Origin of the sequence: Capnocytophaga catalasegens (genome assembly GCF_026005215.1) — a bacterium.
In the GTDB taxonomy this organism is placed as follows: Bacteria; Bacteroidota; Bacteroidia; order Flavobacteriales; family Flavobacteriaceae; genus Capnocytophaga; species Capnocytophaga catalasegens.
Genome location: NZ_BPMA01000015.1, coordinates 17,998 through 39,263, shown reverse-complemented (window position 1 = coordinate 39,263; position 21,266 = coordinate 17,998). Strand labels below are relative to the sequence as shown.

At 36.2% G+C, this 21,266-nt stretch carries 9 protein-coding genes and 1 pseudogene; 1 reads left to right on the top strand and 9 read right to left on the bottom strand.

The window, feature by feature from the left end; translation table 11 throughout:
• Nucleotides 1-38: 38 nt before the first annotated feature.
• The 6 genes and pseudogenes from OO775_RS04400 to OO775_RS04370 all read right to left on the bottom strand — a co-directional run bounded on the left by OO775_RS04400 (nt 39) and on the right by OO775_RS04370 (nt 12,901).
• On the bottom strand, nt 39-2,099 hold the full coding sequence (locus tag OO775_RS04400; RefSeq protein WP_264845807.1) for a TlpA family protein disulfide reductase: 2,061 nt from the start codon (nt 2,097-2,099) through the stop codon (nt 39-41).
• Nucleotides 2,100-2,476: 377 nt separating this feature from the next.
• Nucleotides 2,477-4,954, bottom strand: a complete 2,478-nt coding sequence (locus OO775_RS04395) for a glycoside hydrolase family 2 TIM barrel-domain containing protein (protein WP_264845806.1) — start codon at nt 4,952-4,954, stop codon at nt 2,477-2,479.
• Nucleotides 4,955-5,001: 47 nt separating this feature from the next.
• A complete protein-coding gene (locus OO775_RS04390) occupies nt 5,002-5,472 on the bottom strand; it encodes a CYTH domain-containing protein (protein WP_264845805.1) in 471 nt (156 codons plus the stop codon).
• Nucleotides 5,473-5,519: 47 nt separating this feature from the next.
• Nucleotides 5,520-6,020, bottom strand: coding sequence for a hypothetical protein (locus tag OO775_RS04385; protein WP_264845804.1), 501 nt, complete (start codon nt 6,018-6,020; stop codon nt 5,520-5,522).
• Nucleotides 6,021-6,260: 240 nt separating this feature from the next.
• Nucleotides 6,261-9,452, bottom strand: a complete 3,192-nt coding sequence (locus OO775_RS04380) for a T9SS type B sorting domain-containing protein (protein WP_264845803.1) — start codon at nt 9,450-9,452, stop codon at nt 6,261-6,263.
• A 90-nt stretch (nt 9,453-9,542) separates the two neighbouring features.
• Nucleotides 9,543-12,901, bottom strand: a pseudogene (locus OO775_RS04370) (T9SS type B sorting domain-containing protein).
• Nucleotides 12,902-13,154: 253 nt separating this feature from the next.
• On the opposite strand from OO775_RS04370, the gene OO775_RS04360 reads away from it, so the two are divergent.
• On the top strand, nt 13,155-14,567 hold the full coding sequence (locus tag OO775_RS04360; RefSeq protein WP_264845799.1) for an Ig-like domain-containing protein: 1,413 nt from the start codon (nt 13,155-13,157) through the stop codon (nt 14,565-14,567).
• A 233-nt stretch (nt 14,568-14,800) separates the two neighbouring features.
• Here the strand turns inward: OO775_RS04360 and OO775_RS04355 are convergent, their stop codons facing one another.
• From OO775_RS04355 to OO775_RS04345, 3 genes are all read right to left on the bottom strand, one after another.
• Nucleotides 14,801-17,509 carry a T9SS type B sorting domain-containing protein gene (locus OO775_RS04355; protein WP_264845798.1) on the bottom strand — a complete coding sequence of 903 codons (2,709 nt, stop codon included), beginning with the start codon at nt 17,507-17,509 and terminating at the stop codon, nt 14,801-14,803.
• A 205-nt stretch (nt 17,510-17,714) separates the two neighbouring features.
• On the bottom strand, nt 17,715-19,928 hold the full coding sequence (locus tag OO775_RS04350; protein WP_264845797.1) for a glycoside hydrolase family 3 C-terminal domain-containing protein: 2,214 nt from the start codon (nt 19,926-19,928) through the stop codon (nt 17,715-17,717).
• A gap of 485 nt (nt 19,929-20,413) precedes the next feature.
• Nucleotides 20,414-21,115 carry a GDSL-type esterase/lipase family protein gene (locus tag OO775_RS04345; protein WP_264845796.1) on the bottom strand — a complete coding sequence of 234 codons (702 nt, stop codon included), beginning with the start codon at nt 21,113-21,115 and terminating at the stop codon, nt 20,414-20,416.
• Nucleotides 21,116-21,266 lie beyond the last annotated feature (151 nt).

Genomic DNA, 21,266 nt, shown 5'->3' with positions numbered 1-21,266 from the left:
GTGTGATTTGTGTTTTTTTTGTGCAATATATTGTATTTTTATAATGCTTTTGTTAATTCGGATTTTATTTTTTCTATTCCTTCAAATCCTACCGAATAATAAGATATATTTCCATTTTTATCGATAATTATGTAAGAAGGATAGGCTCTTCTGCTGAATATTTTTTGAATATAAGCAGTTTGGGCTTTATTTAGCCAATAATGATGTCCTTTTATATTGGTTATCATATGTTCCCAAGTGTTTTTATTCGAATATTCATCTGCCAAATATAAAAATATTACATCTTTGTCAGAAAATTCAGATTTTATAGCTTCCATTTGTTTGTGAGCTGATAAACAAGGCATACACCAAGTAGCCCAAATATCTATAAGAATTACTTTTCTTTTAAATGGTTTAATTAGCTCAACTAATAGATTTTCATCTGCATTTTGGGGAGCATCTAATATATTAAAACCCGTTTTTTCCTTTTTTGATTGCATTTCGGCTATTAGAGCATTATTTTCAGCTAATAGGGCTTCCTGAAAAAGTTTTGGAAGTTTTTTTATTTCTTTTTGTTCTTTTTTAGTAAAAGGTTGTTTTTTTGTTAAATTATAACCAATCGTTTGTGATTTAATAAGGTCGATTAACAAAGCATTGTCTGTATTCCATATTTTTGAGAAAAAAGCAACTCCTTCCCTTTCTAATTGGTAATTGTATAATGTTTCTTCGTGTTTTTCATAAATATTTTCAAGTAAATCTATTTTATTGAATGTTTCTTTTCTTTCAAAAGAATTTATGAATTCTTCAAGTAGTAAACGGTCTTCCTTTTCTATTTCTGGCTGATTTGCCATATATTTTACTAAGGGAACGAGTGATAAACTACTCGCTCTTGAAAATTTAAGTCTTTGTGTTTCAGAATTAGGAATAAAAAGAATATTTGGGTCATCAATAGGTAAAATTTTATACAAATTATCCATATTTTCGTCCCAAACGAAAGGAATATAAGATTTATACGCTTCTTCAACAGGAATATTATTCTTTTGAGCATAAACGAGTGAAAAAACATAGTCAATGAGGCTTATTTTATCTAAAAAAGCACAAGTTGTGTTCAGAATTAATATTTTTTTCGATAAAGGATTTATTTTTTGTTTGTTATAATAATTTATAATCGAATCGTATTTGTTTAATAAATAATCCTTATAGTTTATTTCGGATATATTCTGAGAAATGATTTTATGAACAATATTTTGGTCTTCAAATAGTTCATTTGGCGTCAAAACAGACATAAAATCACGATTCACATCAGCAAAAAAGCCCGCATAATATACTTTTTCACCATATTTTTTTGATTTTTTTCGTAAATTACTCTCTTGTCGTGTTTTTTCAGGTAAGTTAATGATGATTTTTGACTCTTCATTGGGAGCAACCTTTAATGGAATGTAAAAAGACTTTTTTAATACGATAGATAAGGTAGTTGGGGAATAAATTGGTATAGAAATTGAAAAATTTCCTTCTTTATCACAATTGATAGTATGTTGAGTGGAATTTCCTGTAATAGGATTCTCATATTTACAAAAAACATCTCCGAAATCGGTTCTATATCCGATTATTTGTCCTTTAATAAGAGCATTTCCTTTTTTGAATTCCGCTTTGAATTTTGGGTTTGTTTTATATTTTTGAGTGTATTCTTTGGGTATTTTAGGGAGTTGTACTTTATTTGTTAAATTTATTCCGTAAATCTTAAAACAATCTTCGCAATCACCTTCTATGAAGTCAAACGAACTCGTATTTTCTGGCAAAAGTTCAAAAAATAACTTGAAAGAAGCCTTCCCTGATTCAGGTATCCAAAATTGTTGGTCGAGTGTAATCCCTTCTCCTTTATGAATCTTATATTTCTTTCCATTAGCATTCAAATAGCTGTCTTTTGTTATTTTTATCCAATATTTTGGAGTGTAATTTACTTCTATATCTAAAATTGTTTCCTTTTTAGATAGAGTTACTTTACTAATTTCAATTGTCTTGGTATTAGCATATTCCACAAAAGGAATTTCTACAATTTTTTGACTCCATAAAGAAAATAAAGCTACAAAAAAGGCTAAAACAGTTAATTTTAATTTCATAATAGTTGATTTTAGTGTCAATGTAATATTTTTTGTTTGATATAATCATTTTTTCGTAGGGGCGTATTGTATACGCCCAATCATATTGTTATTATATATGTACAATACATATTTATGTTATAATTTGTGTTTTTTCGTAGGGTCGAAATATTTTTCGCCCTTTATTTGATTTCATTTCGTTAGGGCAAATGATGATTTGCCCCTACGGCGTGTGTTTTAGTTGTTTTATTATTTTTTGGCGTATGCAATACGTCCCTACGGTGTGTTTTACAATTTAAAAATAAGGGCGAAATATGTTTCGCCCCTGCTATTTGTTATTTTGTAAAAAATGTGTATCCAAAAAATCAATTGTAGTAAATTATAATTTTTTCGATACGCTATTCTGTAATAAGTTCAATTTCTTTGCCTTGCAATCCTTTGCTTTGTGCTGAAAAAGTGATTTTTCCTGCTTTTTCCCCAGATTGTACAATGGCGACTAATTTTCCATTGAATAGATGCATCTTTGGCAAATGAAACTGGTCTGTTGAAGTGGCATCGCCGTTCGCCGAAGCTCGGTACGTACCCATTCCACTGACTTTGAAGGTTATTAAATTGTTTGCCAGAGGACAAAGATTACCGTCCTTATCTATTGCTTCGACGGTTATGAATGAAAGGTCTTTCCCATCGGCTTTTATGGTTGTTCGGTCAGCAGAAAGACGCAAAGCGTGTGGTTTTCCAGCTGTTTTTACGATTTTTTCGGCAACCGCTTTCCCATTTGCATCGTACGCAACGACTTTCACTTCACCCGCTTCGTATTTGGTGTCGAGCCACATCAATCGGTAGCGTTTTTGGCGTTCCAAAGACTTTTGAGCCTCAGTTGTATAGCTTCCGTCAAGCGGAATAGTCAAATCCTTGCTTCGTTTGCCCTGACTTTTGCCATTTATGAAAACCTCTGCCGTAGGATAGTTCGTATATACGAAAATTGGGGTTATCTCATCCTCTCTTCCTTCCCAATTCCAATGAGGTAAGACGTGCAGCGTAGGTTCTTCCTTCTTCCAATGGCTTCTGTAAAGATAAAATCGGTCTTTTGGTATTCCCGCCAAATCTACTGCCCCGAAATACGAACTGTGAGCCGGCCACTCCACATAATAGGGCGTCGGTTCGCCTAAATAGTCAAATCCTGTCCAAATGAACTCTCCAATAGTATAAGGAAGGTCTTCGTGCTGAATCCAATCGTCTTCTGGAAGGTTTGACCAGCCACAATGCTCCAAATCATACGATGAAGTCTGTTGGTCATCGTATTTTGGCATTGATTTTCTTTCCACAGGGAATTTGTAAACGCCTCGGGAGCTGATTGTTGAAGCCGTTTCGCTTCCTAAAATAATCTGTTGCGGTAATTTTTTATATGCATCTTGGTATCGGAACGGGCGGTAGTTAAAACCTGCTACTTCCATTGTTGCAGCCATATTGTTGTTAAAAACGTGGTCAGGCCTGTCCATTCCATTGGAAACGGGACGCGTTGTGTCGTGTTTTTTGATAATATCTTGCAGATAACGCGCTACTTTTGCTCCCTCTTCCACGCTTTGTTCCTCCACTTCGTTTCCGATGAACCACATCACCACAGATGGATTATTCCGATAGTGTTTTACCAAATTGGTTAAATCTTTTTCAGCCCAGTCCTTAAAATAGCGATTATATCCATTTTCCACCTTCGCAATTGCCCATTCGTCGAAACTTTCCACCGCAAGCATCATTCCCATTTCGTCTGCAATGCGTACATACTCAGGTGAAGGCATATTGTGCGAAGTACGAATGGCATTTACGCCCATATCTTGCATAATTCTTATTTGCCGACGAATCGCTGCTTCGTTTACCGCTGCCCCAATCGCTCCCAAGTCGTGGTGCATACACGCCCCTTGAAATTTGATTTTTCGATTGTTCAGATAGAATCCGTCATTGGGTTTGATTTCTATTTTACGAATTCCGAAGGTAGTTGAAGTCTCGTCTTTTAATTCACCATTTTCGTAAATCTTACTGATGGCTTTGTACAAATTTGGTTGTTGAATGTCCCACAATTGAGGATTTTTCACATATATTTCTTGTGAAAAAATGTTATTTGTGATAAAATCATCGTATTTTTTACGCTCCGAAGCGATTTTTTCTCCTTTCGGATTGTAAATATCTGTTACGACTTCTATTTTTGGTGGATTTTCGCTTATAAAATCAGTTTTTATATTGATTTTAGCGAAGTTTGGTGTAATTTCAGGTGTTGTTATTTGTATTCCCCAAATTGGGATATGTGTTTTATTTTTTACAATAAGATGTACATTTCGATACAATCCTGCCCCAGGATACCAACGTGATTGCTGAGTCATATTCTCCAAACGAACCGCCAAAGTGTTGTTTTTTGCTTTAACGAAAGGTGTTATGTCCAAAAAGAAGGTGTTGTAGCCATTATGCCATTCACCTGCTTTTTGCCCGTTTACAAATACTTCGGGATTGGACATTGCTCCGTCAAATTGTAGGAAAACTTTTTTGTCGGCACTGAAATTAGGCACATCAAACGAGTTTCGATACCAGCCCACGCCCACGAAAGGCAATCCGCCCGTGCGTCCCGAATGTTCGATGGGAGCTACTTGCCCATCTTGCTTGATGGCGGTTCGCTGCACGTCGTTTTCAATATCAAAAGGTCCGTAAATTGCCCAATCGTGCGGTACAACTACATTTTGCCATTTTTTGTCATTCACATTGACCTGTGAGAAGTTTTTTTGGTCTTCTCGCGTGAATTTCCAACCTTTTTCGAGCGATTGTGAAGTCTGTGCGATGCCGATTGATCCCAATCCAAATAAAATCGTTGATAAAAATATATTTTTCATAAAATGTATGGTTTTTCTACTGCTAAAATGTATTTTTTAATTATTTATTAAAGTCTTTTGATTTTTGACAAAAAACTATTGTAATATTCTTTTCTTCCTGTAACTTCATCGCCCAACCAATCAGGTTTTTCAAAGAATTGATTTTCATCTTCCAATTCTAATTCCGCTAAAATTAGTCCTTCATTATTTCCGAAGAAAACATCAACTTCATAATTAAAACCTTTGTATTCAACTAAATAACGTTCTTTTTCTATCGGAAAAAGCAAACAAAGTGGCAATAATTGTTCGGCTTCCTCTATCTCGATTTCTTTTTCCCATTCAAAGCGGGTTGTTCCCAAGTGGTTTGTCTTTCCTTTTATAGTTAAAAAAGCACGATTTCCTTTGATGCGTACACGAATAGTCCGCTCGGGGTCAGTGCTTAAATAGGCTTGTACAATTCTTTCTTTGGAAATGGCTTTTTCTTTGAAAGAATCATTTTTAACCAAAAATTTTCGTTCGATTTCAGTGGTTTTTGTCATTCGTTTAAAAAATGAATATTCTAATTACGCTAATTATTTTCTGAACTTTACTCTTGACTAAATAATCTTGTAAGCATTTCAACAACGTTTTGTAATATTAAAAAAAGTAATACTACATTGATGTAAAACTCGGTTTTTTTATGCTTTTTGAATAAGATGACGGCTTCAATAAGTAATAAAACGAAAAAGATAGTGAGTATGATTGGAATTGTCAAATGAATAGCCATATAAGTTATTAGGGAATTGGCGTCAAAAACATAAGAAAAACTTCCTAACAAAACTAACAAACAAAATATGCCAAAACGCAAAAAAAAATGTTTCCCCCAACGAATTTCTGTTGAAAATTCTCGTATAATACAATATAAAATGGTGATATACAACATCCAATTGATAGAGAAAGCTACCTTATGAACAACAAAAAATATAGGGGAATTAGTTGTATAATTGCGAGATAACATCAAAATAAATACAATCCAATTTTCAAGAAATGGAAGCACTAAAAAGTTTAAAACCAGTAATAAAATAATTATCAATGTATTATATTTCATTTTGTCTATTTTTTTGAATAGCAAAGTAACGATTTTTTATTGAAAAATACAAACTAAAACATTCTCAAACAAGATAATTCAAGGTTAAGAACTTCATTTTCAGCTTAATTACTATTTTTTTACAAATCCTATTGATTGATTCTAATAGAAAACTTTTTACAATAGCTTTAAAATTACTTTTTTTAGTTTTTACTTGCATTTTTTCCTTAGCAAATGATAAAATCAATGCAAAGTATTGTGTTATTTCACGAACAAATATCCTTTTTTATTCTGGTTATTTCCTTGTGTGGTTTGATATTTGAGTATATAGAAATACGTTCCTGTCGGAAGACGTTTACCTTTTCGGAAAACACCTTTTACATTGGCATATCCTCGGAAAACTTCACCATTTTTTTGGTAATTTTTCGATTCATACACTTTCTGGCCTAATTCATTAAAAATCTCAATTTGAAGATTTTTATAATTTTCGATAGGTTCAAATTTCAGATAATTTTCCGAACTTGATTCAATAGAAACACCATTATAAACAATCATTTCTTGGGTCCGCTCTATTCCATTAGGTGGCTGCACTCCGTCAGTAGGCGGTGTTGGCTGTGAATTTTTTTGTATTGTAATTTTCTGTATATGAACAGCTTTATTTCCGCATTCATCAGAGGCTTCCCATTTATAGATGATTACCTTATTTCCGTTTTCTCGTTTTTCTTCTTGGCTCTTAGTTACTTGAACATTGGCAGAACAATTATCCGTAGCGGTTAAATCTTCCTGTTCTGGAATTTTTCCTTCTTCTACTGAAATATCGGTGGGTAAAGTCCCTGAAAAAGTAGATTTTACCTTATCTTTTATGGTAATGATTTGAGTATGGGTAACGGTTTTACCACAATCATTAGTCGCTGTCCAAGAGCGTGTTAGCACGTAATTATTTTTACATTGCTCGTTGGATTTCGTCTGTCCATTATAAAACACTTTCGGATTGCAATTGCCTAATACTTGTAAAGTAGGAACTGACGGAATTTCTTTTTTGCAGGAAATAGTTATATTTTTAGGCAATTCTCCTATAAATTGTATTTCCGATGGAATAACAGTAACTTTCTGTTTGTGAGCAATTTTATTTCCACATTCATCAGTAGCTTCCCATTTATAGATGATTACCTTATTTCCGTTTTCTTGTTTTTCTTCTTGGCTCTTAGTTACTTGAACATTGGCAGAACAATTATCCGTAGCGGTTAAATCTTCCTGTTCTGGAATTTTTCCTTCTTCTACTGAAATATCGGTGGGTAAAGGCTCATTGAATACAGGTATTTTGTCATCTCTTATAGAAATAGTTTGCTCAAAATTAACAGACTGACCGCAACCTGTTGCTGTATAAACACGTCGGATGGCGTATGCGTTAGTACAACTTCCGTTTATTTTTATATCGGTATGAGTGATATTTACCGAAGCACAGCCACTGATTTCAAATTGTGAATTATCTGCATTTGGAATAGCATCGCAAGAAGCTGAAATCGAGGCATTAGGAGTTTTTGTAAATGTAAGAATTTCAGGCAGTAAAGGGTTACGAGTAATTGTAAAACCTCCTACTTTGGGGTCGAAAGTGGTAAGTGCATACGCAATTCCGTCAATTTCTTCTATTTTTATAATTCCTGCATTTACATTCCATTTTTGCTCTCCAAAAGCAATAGTATTTACCGAAATATTAGGTAGTTTCAGAGTGTGATTTCCGTCATTTTCCGTAGAAGCAACTAAGGTATATTTAAACGTTTTACCAAAATCGTCCGAGAGCAGAATACGAACTCTACTGGTGTTTTTGTCAAAAATTTTACTATCTACGCTCCAAGTAAGTTTCACTTCCTCTCCCCCTTGATAGGCTTTTTTCATTGAAGAAGTAATTTTAAAAGGCGTTCTATCCTCAATAATCACTTGGGTTTGAGCCATATCATACTGACTGATATAATCACTGGTTTGCTGAGGTTGAGCATCACTCACACCCAACCAAAAAGTAAACTTGCCTGTGGCTTTTGGTTTGGTATTAGCCACCTCATTACGAGTTCTTTCGCTGTATTCTGTTTGAAATGCAACAGGATTGTTGGTAGTGGCTTTTCGTGTTAAAAAACTGGCGATAGAGCGTTCTGTACCTCTGCGAATATCCGTTTGATGAGCCGCATACAACAAAGGCTGATTTTCAGGGTCTTGGGCAGGAATATAAAACTGAAAAAAAGTCTCTTTCGGAATTTTATAATTTGCTTTTATCTTCGTTTTATCAATAGTAGGAGGTTGATTTTGAATAGGTTTCCCATACGGAAAATTAGTCACCGACGAGTTATTACCCACTTTTTGAGTTCGGTTGATATCCGAAAAATAAGGTACATTAACCAACTTTTCTCGAATCATTTGTATGCTTCGTAACGAAAAAAAGTCACGAGGATAACCATACGACATTATGGATTGTCCCGTTAGCATTTCCGTTTTATCACTTGATGGGTCAATTTGGGGTCTGGAAGGCGAAAAAATGGCAAACGTATGCCTTGCCCCGAATAAATGCCCTATTTCGTGCATAATAACAGAACGAGAAATCAGAGACACCGCCGCAGCCTTTTCGGTTTTATAGGCGTTTTCTAAAAGAGCTAAACCTGCCAATTCTGTAATTTTGGCAATATATATTCCCAAGTCATAGTTATTTTCGCCTATTTTTGAATTGATTATTCTTGTTCCGTTGTGAACAATATAATCAGCTCTTCTATCAGAAATTTCATCTTTTTGGGTTGAAATTAGCCTTTCATCTTTCACAACTTCAAATCGGATACCCAAATCACGCACATACACCTCGTTGAGTTCCATTTCTCGGGTCGCCCAAAATGTTTTCACTTCTTCGACTTTGCTACTGAAACCAACATACATATCAGAAAAATATTCATAACTAATCGGCATCGCTAATCGATAGACTCTAAGCACGTTAGTATTTGAAATAGAAGGTGTTGAAGTATTGGAATATGACAGAAGTACGGGACGTTTGGTGGAAGGTTCATTGGTGTGACAATTTCTGTTAGCACACGTACCGCATTTGTGATTGGAACTTTCGGTGTACAACATCAGAAAGCCATCTTTCGATGTTTTTAAAACGATTTCTTTTTCTTTCCAACGAATATTCCCTGAAATGGTGCCATTCAAAATGGAAACAACCGCTACTAAATTTTTATCGTAATACCCTACAAACGAACGAATGCCTTCACTTTGAGTAAATGAAGTATTGCGTTCTTCCCATTGCAATACAATTTTCTCATTGTTGGATACAGGCACTGCCCATTCTACTTTATTCCCTACTGAAAATAAACGAATTACATCAATGGCTTTTGTTGAAGTTTTGATAGCTTCCTGTGAAAAAGCTACTTGCCCAAAACTGATAAAGCTAAAAATGAGATAGATATAGTATTTCATCGAATAATATTTTTTAGAGTGAGATTTTTCATTTTTTTTGAAAAAAGCGAAACTCCCTTTGTGAAACTTTTGTAAAGGGAATTTTAACCATTATCTTACAAACAAATAGCCTTGTTTTGTACTTGATTTTCCTGTAATATCCTGATATTTTAGTATATAGAAATACGTTCCTGTGGGAAGACGTTTGCCTTTTCGGAAAACTCCTTTCACATTGGCATATCCTCGGAAAACTTCACCATTTTTTTGGTAATTTTTCGACTGATATACTTTTTGCCCTAATTCATTATAAATATCAAGCGAAAGATGTGTAAATTGATGTATTGGTTCTATTTTAAAGTAATTTTCAGAACCAGATTCAGTAGAAACGCCATTGTAAACCATCATTTCTTGGGTCGGCTCTGTGTCTTTAGGAGGCTGCACTACATCAGTAGGAGGTGTTGGCTGTGAGGTTTTTTGTATTGTAATTTTCTGTGTATGAACAGCTTTATTCCCACATTCATCAGAGGCTTCCCATTTGTAGATGATTACCTTGTTTACTCCTTCCTGTTTTTCTTCTTTTGATTTGATTACTTGAATGTTAGCAGAACAATTATCCGTAGCGGTTAAATCCATTTGCTCTGGAATTTTGCCTTCTTCTACTGAAATATCAGTAGGTAAAGAAAGTCCCTGAAAATAAAGGTTTTACATCATCTTTTATAGTGATGATTTGAGTATGGATAACGGATTTTCCGCAATCGTTACTCGCTGTCCAAGAACGGGTTAGTACATAATTATTTTTACATTTCTGATTTGATTTCGTCTCTCCGTTATAAACCACCTTCGGATTGCAACTGCCTAACACTTGTAATGTAGCAACTGACGGAATTTCTTTTTCACAAGTAACTACCATATTTTTAGGCAATTCTCCTGTAAATTGTATTTCCGATGGAATAACAGTAACTTTCTGTTGGTGAGTAACTTTGTTTCCGCATTCATCAGTAGCTTCCCATTTGTAGATGATTACCTTGTTTACTCCTTCCTGTTTTTCTTCTTTTGATTTGATTACTTGAATATTAGCAGAACAATTATCCGTAGCGGTTAAATCCATTTGCTCTGGAACTTTGCCCTCTTCCACAGAAATGTCCATTGGTAAAGTCTCATTAAATGTGGGAGCTTTATCGTCTCTTACAGAAATAGTCTGTGTAAAAATAAGAGTTTGATTACAACCTGTTGCTGTGTAAACCCTCTCTATCGTGTAATTGCAGTTGTCTCCCTTTCTAGTATCTTGATGTGTTATACTTACCGAATTACAACCACTTGTTTCAAATTGTGAATTATCTGCACCTGGAATAGCATCGCAAGAAACTAAAAGAAAAGCATTAGGAGTTTTTGTAAACACCCAATCCGTTGGTGGCGGAGGTGGCGTAGTAGCCTTTTCAATTTCAATATGTTGAACAAAACTTGACGTATTACCGCAATTATCCGTAGCTATCCAAGTTTTGGTAATAAAGTTTTGATTTTTCATCTCCTCTTTTTTCAGAGTCAATGGTGTGCTGTCATTGCTTGTACAAGTTGATACAGCTTCTATTGGCTCATTAGGAATTGCACTTTCATCAGATACTTTAAGGTATTTTGTAGGCGTCTTAGTAAAAGTTATCGCAGAGGCTTCTATCTCAAAACCTCCCTTTCCATTGGTTATGTTGTTATCTGTCAAAGTGAAAGCAATATGGTCAAGTACTTCAATTTTGATAAGCCCTAAACCAGAATGAAAAATTGAAATCCCTCCTGATTCATAATGTACTTTTCTTCCTATGGTGATGTTAGGCATCACAATCTCACAATTTCCATCATTGTCTGTTTCAGGAACTAAAATATGATTGAACGTTTGTCCAAAATCATCAGAAAGCAAAATACGCACTTTATAATTTTTTAGTAAATCATCAACCTCCCAAGTAAGAGTAACTTTTTCGCCTGTTTTGTATTTTTTACTTTGGAAATTGGTAATCTTGAAAGGTTTCCCTTCTACAAATTTGACTTTGGTTTCGTACATATCGTAGCGAGTAGGATGGTTAAGCCTTTCGTCAAAGGTGTTTTTGGTATCATTTACCCCTAACCAAAAAGTATATGTTTTCCCAGAATTTAATTTGTATTCTTTTTTGGCAAAAGTTCCCATTTGCCAATGATTATAAAATGCTTTTGTATTTTCACTAGTTGATTTCTCGGAATCAAACTCAGCATTAGATATATTTATATCCGCTTGATGAAACGCATACAAAAGTGAGTCATTATCAGGGTCTGTTGCCTCAATTTTGAATTGAAAAAAAGTTTCTTTTGGAAGTGTATATTCTTCTTTAAGTTTTGAAGTATTGATTACGGGAGCTTGATTGGTGGTTTGTTTTCCACCGACCTTATTTTCACTATCTGACAAGTTTTTACGAATATAATAAACACTTGGCAATGAAAAAAAGTTAACTGGAGTTCCGTAACTCATTATGGATTGTCCTCGACCTGGTTCGGTTTGATAAGAACCATATCCTCCCTCTGAGAAAGTATGTGCTGAACCAAACAAATGCCCGAGTTCGTGAGCAATAATTTGCGGACTATTATTAGCCATTGCTCTAGCTTTTGTTCTAGATAATTTCACAGAACCTGTAGTTGCTAATCCACCGATACTACTATCACTATTTCTCGAAACGGAAATTCCTGCATCATAACTACTATTGCCAATAAGTTCGTCTATTTTAGCAGTAGTATTAGATACCATATAATCAGCCTTTTGCCCGTCAAAAATTGCCTCTTTACTCTCATCAATAATTAACTCGTCTCTATCAACTATCTGAAACTTAATACCTATATCTCTTGTGTAATATTCGTTGAGTACGGTTTCTAATCTGCTCCAAAAAGCCCTTACGGTATCCTTACTTCCGAATATGTTATAGTAGTGTTTATCCACCAATACAGCTAAACGGAATACGCGTAGCATGTTACTCTGTATGGATTCCACGAATAATTTTTTCTGATTTGGCAGTTAAAGGGCTTCGATGGGATTTTTTGTCGTTATGCGTATCACAATGTCCGTTACGGCAATCTCCACATTCTCCTTGAGGATTTTCTTTGGAAATAGAGAGATAGCCGCCATTGGTGGTTGCTATTTTCCATTGATTTTCTTTCCACGTGAAGTCTCCTGATATATTATCTCCTCCTTTTGAAATAGACAATGTTGCTACAAATAAATCGTTTTCATATCCTACAAAAGTGCGAATACCTTCTTTCTCGGTAAATGAGGTTTTGCGTTCGTACCATTGCAAATTCAGCTGTTCTGACTGCGAAACAGGTATCGCCCACTGCACTGAACTGGTAGAAAAAAGGGCTACTATATCATTGATTTTTAAATGCGTTTTGATGTTTTCTTGTGAGAAAATCCATTGAAAACATACCAAAAAGAGCGTAGTAATAGTTTTGTATTTCATTGATTAGATTTATTACAAAAAATATAAAATGGATACAATCAGGGTACAAAGATATAATTTTTTTGAATAATTTTTCTTTTTTTAACCTAAATATATTTTTTTGAAAATCTGAATTAGTTAAAAATATTTTGTACCTTTGCCCCGAAAATAAATAATAACCTCATTTATAACAATAAAAATTACCCACCTGTTTATAACTCACCAAACACCTGTAACAGTACAGAAATAATCAAATATATAAATACAAATCATTATGAGAAAAGCAATTACATTGTTGGTCGTTAATGGTATCTTACTATTAACATCGTGTGGAAAAGATGAAAATACTCCACAAACGCAGATTTCTGAAATTCAGATTTCTGAAAGGGCTAATTTAGAGCTTAAAATAGGCGAAATTTCAAAATCAATCACAGTTAGTGGAGGAAATGGGAAAGATTTTGAGATAACATCGGAGAATACAGCCATCGCCAAAGTAAATCAAAAAGAAAATAAATTTACCATTGAGGCAATTGGCGTAGGAAAAACAACCGTTTCTATCAAATCGGCAGGAAAAGCAAAGAATATAAATGTTATCGTTTCTATGCCTGATATTTTGCTTTCAGAAAACACTACTATTAAACTAAAAGTAGGTGATAGCAAAACTATTTCAATAACAAGCGAAGGTGATGCAAAAGATTTTTCAATAACTCCATCTTCGGATATTATTAAAGTTGAAAAAAATGGAAAAAACTTCACTATAACAGCTCTTAAAGAAGGTGATGCAACTATTATTGTTAGTGCCTTTGACAAAAAAACAGAACTTAAAGTAAAGGTAGTTAAGAAAGAAATTCTGATTGAAAAAATTGAAATCGAACAAGAAAAATTTAGAATTGGGCAGCAAGGAAATTTCAATGTTACTATAACTCCTTCCAACGCTACCAATCAAAATTTAGAATGGAAATCGCTGAACCCTGATGTGGTAAAAGTAGATATAAATGGCAGATATTACGTACTGAAAAAACAAAACAGACAAGCGACCATCATTGCAACAGCCAAAGATGGAAGTGGTGTTTCTGCTCAGATAAAAATAACTGTGTATAACCCTGTTAAAGAAATTCATTCTATCAACTTACAGAGTAGCCTTTATGAAGTTGGTGTTTCAGGAAAGATAAAATACGATACGATAGGACTTGACAAAGAATCTCCTGCGTCTGATGACACGGTGTCTTGGAAATCAGATAATAGCGAAGTAGTTTCTATCGATGAAGAGGGTAATTACAAACTTTTAAAAGAAGGAACAGCAAACATCATAGGAACAGCAAATGATGGATTTGGTGCAGAAACCACAATTCACATAAGAGTCTTTATTCCTGTTACCAAAATAATTGTAAATGAAGCAACAAACAAAACGCTAACTATTCAAAATAGAACTGAAAAATTAATTACTATTACTTCTTTTAATGACAATAAGAAAGTGGAAGAAATTGTTAAGGGAAAATCTAAAAGTCCTTATGTAAAAGTGCTCTTTAATGTATATAATATGAGTGATAGCTATATGGCAGAAATAACCAAAGAGGGACTTCTTAAAGTATTCAAAAAAGGAACTTTTAAATTACGTGTTTCTTACCAACATAGTTTAGACTCTGATAAACTTATTACACAAGAAATTGATGTTACTGTAAATTAAACATTTGTATAAAGTACATTTGTAAAAATGAGACTCTTCAATAAGATTAGTCTCATTTTTTTGTCTTAATCGTATCAAGAAGTGTTTGATTCTCAATACAAATTTTATCTGTGTTAGCATTCCGATAATTCCACATACTCGCTTTGGCGACTTTACTCGAACTGACGAAAGCCAAAACAATACGTTAATTCTATTTTTGGGCAAACTGCCATTTACTCCTACATTGATGAACTCTATTGCACAAACAGGAATCCCCTTTTACTTTGGTTGTTTCCTTGTGAGGTTTGATATTTCAAAATATAGAAATACGTCCCTGACGGAAGTCGTTTTCCTTTGCCAACCACACCATTTACGTTGGAATATCCTCGGAAAACCTCTCCTTTCTGTCCATAATGCTTCGATTGATATACTTTTTGTCCCAATTCATTGTAAATTTCGATGTGCAAAGCTCTAAATCGGTCTGAATTTCCTATTTTTAGATAATTTTCTGAACCAAAATCAGTAGAAACAGCATTATAAACGATAATTTCATTTCCGGTACTATCTGCCGCACGTTGGGCATTATTCGTACCTCCTTCGGATTTGGGTTTGATAGTTATTTTTTGTTGGTGTACCGCTTTATTTCCGCATAAGTCGGTTGCCGTCCATCGGTAGATAATTATCTTGCGGTCTGCTTCTTGGCTGTTTTCTGTTGATTTTAAAACATTTACATTGGCAGAACAATTGTCCGTAGCGGTCAAATCTGCCTGAGCGGGAATGCTTTCTCCTTCCTCAATAGAAACATCTATCGGCAAAGTCCCACTAAAAACGGGATTAACATCATCTTTAACGGTAATGATTTGCGTGTGAGAAATCAGGGAGCTTCCACATTCGTCCGAAGCAGTATAAGTACGCTCAATGGTATAACTATTTGCACAAGATTGGTTTTTAACAACCTCTCCGACCGCCACTTTGGGATTACATCCGCCCGTAACTTGCAGATGCTCTTTGGCAGGAATGTTTTTGGGGCAACTAACTGTTGTATTCTGAGGCAAATCGCCCACGAATTGCAACGCAGCAGGAGGATTATTTCCATCAGAAACGATTCTGAATCCTCCGTAAGGGACATTCTTATTATCTACTTTTTTGTACGGAGCGATATTGGTAATCGCATAGGCAATATGGTCAATGACCTCCACCTTAAATACCCCCGCAGGGAGGTTAATTTTCTTGTTTTTACCAAATTCTGTTTCGCCTATTAAAATATCAGGAATGGTGATTTCACACTCTCCATCGTTCTCGGTAGAAGAAACCAAGATATGTTGGAAAGTTTTGCCCAAATCATCGGAAAGTAGAATTCGGACTTTGCTATTTGGGTCGAAAATATTGTCATCTACTTGCCATTTTAGGGTAAGTTTTTCGCCTACTTTGTATTCACTTTTGGTGTTGGTCAGTATATCGAAGGACTTCCCCGCGACGAATTTCACTTTGGTTTCAAACACATCGTACTTTACGGGTTTTTGCTCGGCTGTGTTGGCATCACTCACGCCCAACCAGAAAGTAAAATCGCCCTGCTTTACATAATGACGCGTGTCATCGAAAGCTCCGTTATCGGTGTACGAAGGTTGGAAGGCAATCGTATTACGATGTGTCGGCTGATAGGTATAAAACTTGGCTTGATTTTGTTTGTTTATATCGGCTTGTTGTGCCATATACAGCAGCTGCGAATCATCGGCATCGGTGGCGGAAATTTGAAATTGGAAGTAGGTATATTGCGGAATCGTATATTCTTTTTTGAGCTTACTTCGGTCAATTACAGGAGATTGATTGGTAAGTTGAATACCATAAGGATGGTTGATATGGTCAAAATTTTCATTGATTTTTATCAAATTCGTTCTTTTCGTATCGCTGTAATACCATAAATCGGCTAACTTATTTCTGATGGCATAAACGCTCACTTGTGAGAAGAAAGTCCCCGGAGAACCATAGCTCATCAGCGATTGCCCCACGCCCGTTTCGGTATAATAACTGATAATTCCGCCCGTGGTGAAAGTATGCTTCGAACCAAACTGATGCCCTATTTCGTGAGCGATAGTCAGTGAATATGGATACGAAACCCCCGCTCCTTTGTTCCAGCCGTATGCCCCATCAAGACTTGCCAATCCGCTGTAATCATTAGAAAGATAGGTAGTGATAACCATACCCAAATCATAGTTTTCTCTCCCGATAAGTGCATCGATTTGAGCCGTAGCATTGTTGATAATATGGTCAGCATCACGATTGTCGAACAAATGATTGTCTGTTTTTATAATCAGCTTTTCGTCATTTATTACCTCAAACTTGATACCTATATCACGCATATACACCTCGTTGAGTTCTGTTTCTACTCTTGCCCAAAAATGTTTGACGCTCTCTGTATTTGAGATAAACTTATCGGTAAAACTTTTCTTTGAAACAGGCAATGCCAATCGATAGACAAAAAGCACATCACGATTCGTTATTTTATTAGAAGTTCCGGTAGTGTGTGCTGCCAAAGCTGGGGACGGCTTTCTATGGGTGTGCGTTTCACAATTGCCTTTGGTACAAGTACCGCATTTGTGTTCTGCTGTGGCTGAGGATAGTTGCAAGAATCCCTTTTCGGAAGTATGTATCTGTATTTGTTTGCCTTGGTACGATACTTCTGCTGTTACAACTTCCTTGCGAATCGACAACGAGGCTATCATCGCACTTCCCTGATACCCCACAAAAGTACGAATCCCTTCTTTTTCAGAGAAAGAAGAAGAGCGGTAATGCCACTGCAAAGTAACGTGCTCGGTAGCACTGACAGGAATGTCCCATTGCAGATTTTCTGCTGAGAATAACGCACGGACTTCTGAGGATTTGATATTGGTTTGAACCAAATGTTGTGCCGTGATATGCTGCACCAAACAGAAGAAAACAGCAATAAACGATGTGTATTTCATTGTAAATATTGTTAGTAGCGATTACAATGTAACCGAATGTTTTTATTCTATTGTGAAACTATTATCAAAGTCGGTGCAAAGATACGTTTTTTTTGTCAATTGGCTATGACAAGTCCCTTTTTTGAAACAAATACAAATAAAAAGACTCTGAACAAAGCCATTCAGGGTCAGAAAATCTTTTGCAAGACTTTAGAAACTATCTTTTTTATTCCAAAGTAAATCGGGTTTGCGTTTTCAAATCAGCAGATGAACTCCCGATGATGGCTTCGAAATCCCCTTTCTCGGCTGTCCATTGATGTTTTTTATCATCGAAGAAAGAAAGGGCTTCTTTGTCAATTGTAAACTTAATTGTTTTGCTTTCTCCTGCTTTCAGATATACTTTTTCAAAACCTTTTAACTCTTTATAAGGACGCAACACAGACGATTCCACATCACGAATATAAAGCTGAACTACCTCAGCTCCGTCTCGCTTTCCTGTATTTTTGACTTTGACAGAGAAGGTAATCTTGTCGTTTTCGGACATTGTTTTTCTGTCGGCAGAAACCTTTCCGTACTCAAATGTCGTGTAAGAAAGCCCGTGACCGAATGCAAATAGCGGTTTGATATTTTTCGTATCTGCCCAGCGGTAACCTACCAAAATGCCTTCTTTATAGGTTTCATTCTCTCCACCAGGGTACTCTCCCAAAGCGTGGGCTGAGTTATCCTCCAATTTTACAGGAAACGTAAAAGGCAGCTTCCCCGAAGGATTCACATCACCAAGCAAAATATCTGCCAGTGCATTACCTGCTTCTGAACCTAAATACCAATTCTGAACGACAGCAGGAACTTCTTTCACCCACGGCATTGCCACGGCATTGCCCGAAATCATTACCACCACCAGATTTTTATTAGCTTTTGCCAAAGCACTAATCACGGCATCTTGCCCGTAAGGAAGTCCGTATGATTTGCGGTCGTTGCCCTCACAATCTTGCCCGTCGTGTTTGTTAAGACCACCTACGAAGATAACATAATCTGCCGTCTTGGCTACTTTTACTGCTTCGGCGATTAGTTCGGCTGCGGGACGTTTATCTACAATGTTTTGCCCTGCACTGAGTCCGTCTTGGTCTTTGTAATCATCGCTGGCATACCCCCGAGCAAAAACCACTTCTGCATCGCTGCCGATACGTGCTTTCAGCCCATCAAGTGGTAATATTTCGTGAACGGCTTTCAGCGAGGAGCTTCCTCCGCCTACGGTCATTACTTTGATAGCATTCTCCCCAATTACAGCAATGCGTTTTGCTTTCTGGAGGTTGATAGGCAATACATTTTTATCGTTTTTAAGCAGAACGATACCCTCCTGCCCTACTTTTCGAGCTACCGCAAAATGCTCAGGAGAGGCAAACGACCCAAACGGACGATTCGGATTCATATTGGTACGGAAAACCAGACGCAAAATGTTGCGAACCTTTTCATCGACAACTTCTTGCTTTATTTCTCCTGATTTCAATTTGGCGAGAAAGGGTTGTGCCAGGTAGTAATTATCATACGCATTGGATTTGTTTTCGGTAAGCCCATCAGTCCACGTTCCGAATTCCATATCCAGCCCGTGTAAAGCCGCGTGGTCGGTATTATTCACTCCGCCCCAGTCCGATACTACAGCTCCATCAAATCCCCATTCACCACGGAGAATATCTACCAAGAGGTATTTATTTTGGCTCGCCCATTGGTCTTTGTATCGGTTGTAAGCACCCATAATTGTCCACGTTTTGCCTTCTTGTACAGCGGCCTTAAAAGCAGGTAGATAGATTTCGTACAAAGCTCTATCGTCTACAATAACATTGACTGTATGGCGGTTAATCTCCTGATTGTTCAGTGCGTAATGCTTCACGCAGGCAGCTACGCCGTTGGACTGAACCCCTTGAATGTAAGGCACTACCATTTTGGACGCCAAGTAAGGGTCTTCGCCCATATATTCAAAATTACGTCCGTTCAACGGGGTACGATAAATGTTAATCCCCGGCCCTAAAAGTACATTTTTGTTTCGGTAACGAGCTTCTTCTCCAATGGCTTTTCCGTAAAGCTCCCCCATCTGCGGATTCCACGAAGCGGCGAGGCACGTTAGTGCAGGGAATGCCGTACAAGCATCGTTTGCCCAGCCTGCTTGATTCCACTCGTCCCAAAGAACTTCGGGGCGTATGCCGTGTGGCCCATCGGTCATCCAATTCTCAGGAATACCGAGTCGAGGCACTCCTGGTGAGCTGAACTTGGATTGTGCGTGGCACATCGCTACTTTCTCCTCCAAGGTCATTCGTGAAAGAGCATCTTCAATACGCTCTTCAATGGGCTTGGAAGTATCTAAATACGTGGGTAGTTTCTCCTGTGCTGATAGCGTAGTGGCTACCAAAGCGAGGAAAACAGCTTTCAAAGATATTTTCTTCATAGTATATTTTTAATTTTAATTTAATCGTGGGTATGTTTAGTATGTAACATTCGTTATTTCGAATGATTTGTTTCACTTTGCTATGCAAATCGTATCGAAAAGTATTAGTTCTTGATACAAATTTTATCTACGCTATTACTCCAATAAAATTCAATCGAACTGACGAGCATCAAAACAGAATGTGTTTGAACTCATCCGCTCCTTATTTCAGTACTGCTTCAAATTTTTCGTGCATTTGATAGGCAAAACATTTTAAAATCGCTTCGTTTTAAAATCAGTTTTACCAGTTTTGCAAGAGAAAGACTTATGGCTGATGAAAGTACCTTATTGTTATAATAACTTTAAATTATGAATAGGTCTCCTCCTGCATCACTGATAACTATTACAATTTTAAAAATCACACATATAGTGTACCGTTAATCACTAAAAGAAATATATATTCATCAGTGATTGTTCTTTTATCTTGTTATAATTAAGATGAATTCTTAGTTTATCAAATAGGGTTTTATAATTTCCGTCCAGAGGCGATACCCTTCGGCGTTCAGATGTAGGTTATCCTCCACGAAAATATCTTTCCGTAGGTTGCCCTGTTCATCATACATCACTCGGGTTATATCAATGTAGGTGTAGTTTTGCTCTTTAGCATAGCGTTCGAGCATTCCGTTGACCAATAGTTGGTCAGCAAGCTGGTCGGCTTTGTGTTCTGACGGCTTTAACGACACTACATACAGCGGTACATTCGGATGACTCTTCTTTAATTTTGCAATAAAAATACGAAACAAATCAAAACACTTCACTGCCGAAACGCCCTCTTTGTGAGCTCCCAAATCATTTTCTACGTACAAGACGATTTTCTTAGGTTTGTAAGGCTTCGCTATCACTTTATAATTGTAAATCATATCGCGTAGGGCAGCCCCTCCGTAGGAACGACGAATGATTTTCAGTGGAGCAAAGTCTTCGTAGATGGTTTTCCATAAGTTGATAGAAGAACTACCAAGGAAAAGTACATCACAACTTAGGTCTATTTGCTTGTTTTCTTTCTTATAGCTATCTATATCGTGCTGATAACGTTTTATCCACGCTGTTTGGTCGGTTTGTGTAAAAGGAATCTTTTCTTTTATGGTTGTGGTCTGTGCCGATGCGGTCAAAACCCAACAGATAGTTAAGAATGTTGCTATTTTTTTCATATTATGTAAAATTATTTATTATTTTTCATCTCTCTATTATGTATAAAACATTTTGGTTTGATGCTTTTAATGTGGATGTAAAAGTATAAAATCACTCAGTTTAAGGCTTTTATGACCACAAAACTTTGTAAATCCGATAGGTTTGAGACTT

Coding starts and splice junctions, on each gene's coding strand:
- OO775_RS04350 (WP_264845797.1), bottom strand. CDS start 19,928: ATGAAGAAAATATCTTTGAAAGCTGTTTTCCTCGCTTTGGTAGCCACT.
- OO775_RS04395 (WP_264845806.1), bottom strand. CDS start 4,954: ATGAAAAATATATTTTTATCAACGATTTTATTTGGATTGGGATCAATC.
- OO775_RS04380 (WP_264845803.1), bottom strand. CDS start 9,452: ATGAAATACTATATCTATCTCATTTTTAGCTTTATCAGTTTTGGGCAA.
- OO775_RS04355 (WP_264845798.1), bottom strand. CDS start 17,509: ATGAAATACACATCGTTTATTGCTGTTTTCTTCTGTTTGGTGCAGCAT.
- OO775_RS04345 (WP_264845796.1), bottom strand. CDS start 21,115: ATGAAAAAAATAGCAACATTCTTAACTATCTGTTGGGTTTTGACCGCA.
- OO775_RS04400 (WP_264845807.1), bottom strand. CDS start 2,099: ATGAAATTAAAATTAACTGTTTTAGCCTTTTTTGTAGCTTTATTTTCT.
- OO775_RS04360 (WP_264845799.1), top strand. CDS start 13,155: ATGAGAAAAGCAATTACATTGTTGGTCGTTAATGGTATCTTACTATTA.
- OO775_RS04385 (WP_264845804.1), bottom strand. CDS start 6,020: ATGAAATATAATACATTGATAATTATTTTATTACTGGTTTTAAACTTT.
- OO775_RS04390 (WP_264845805.1), bottom strand. CDS start 5,472: ATGACAAAAACCACTGAAATCGAACGAAAATTTTTGGTTAAAAATGAT.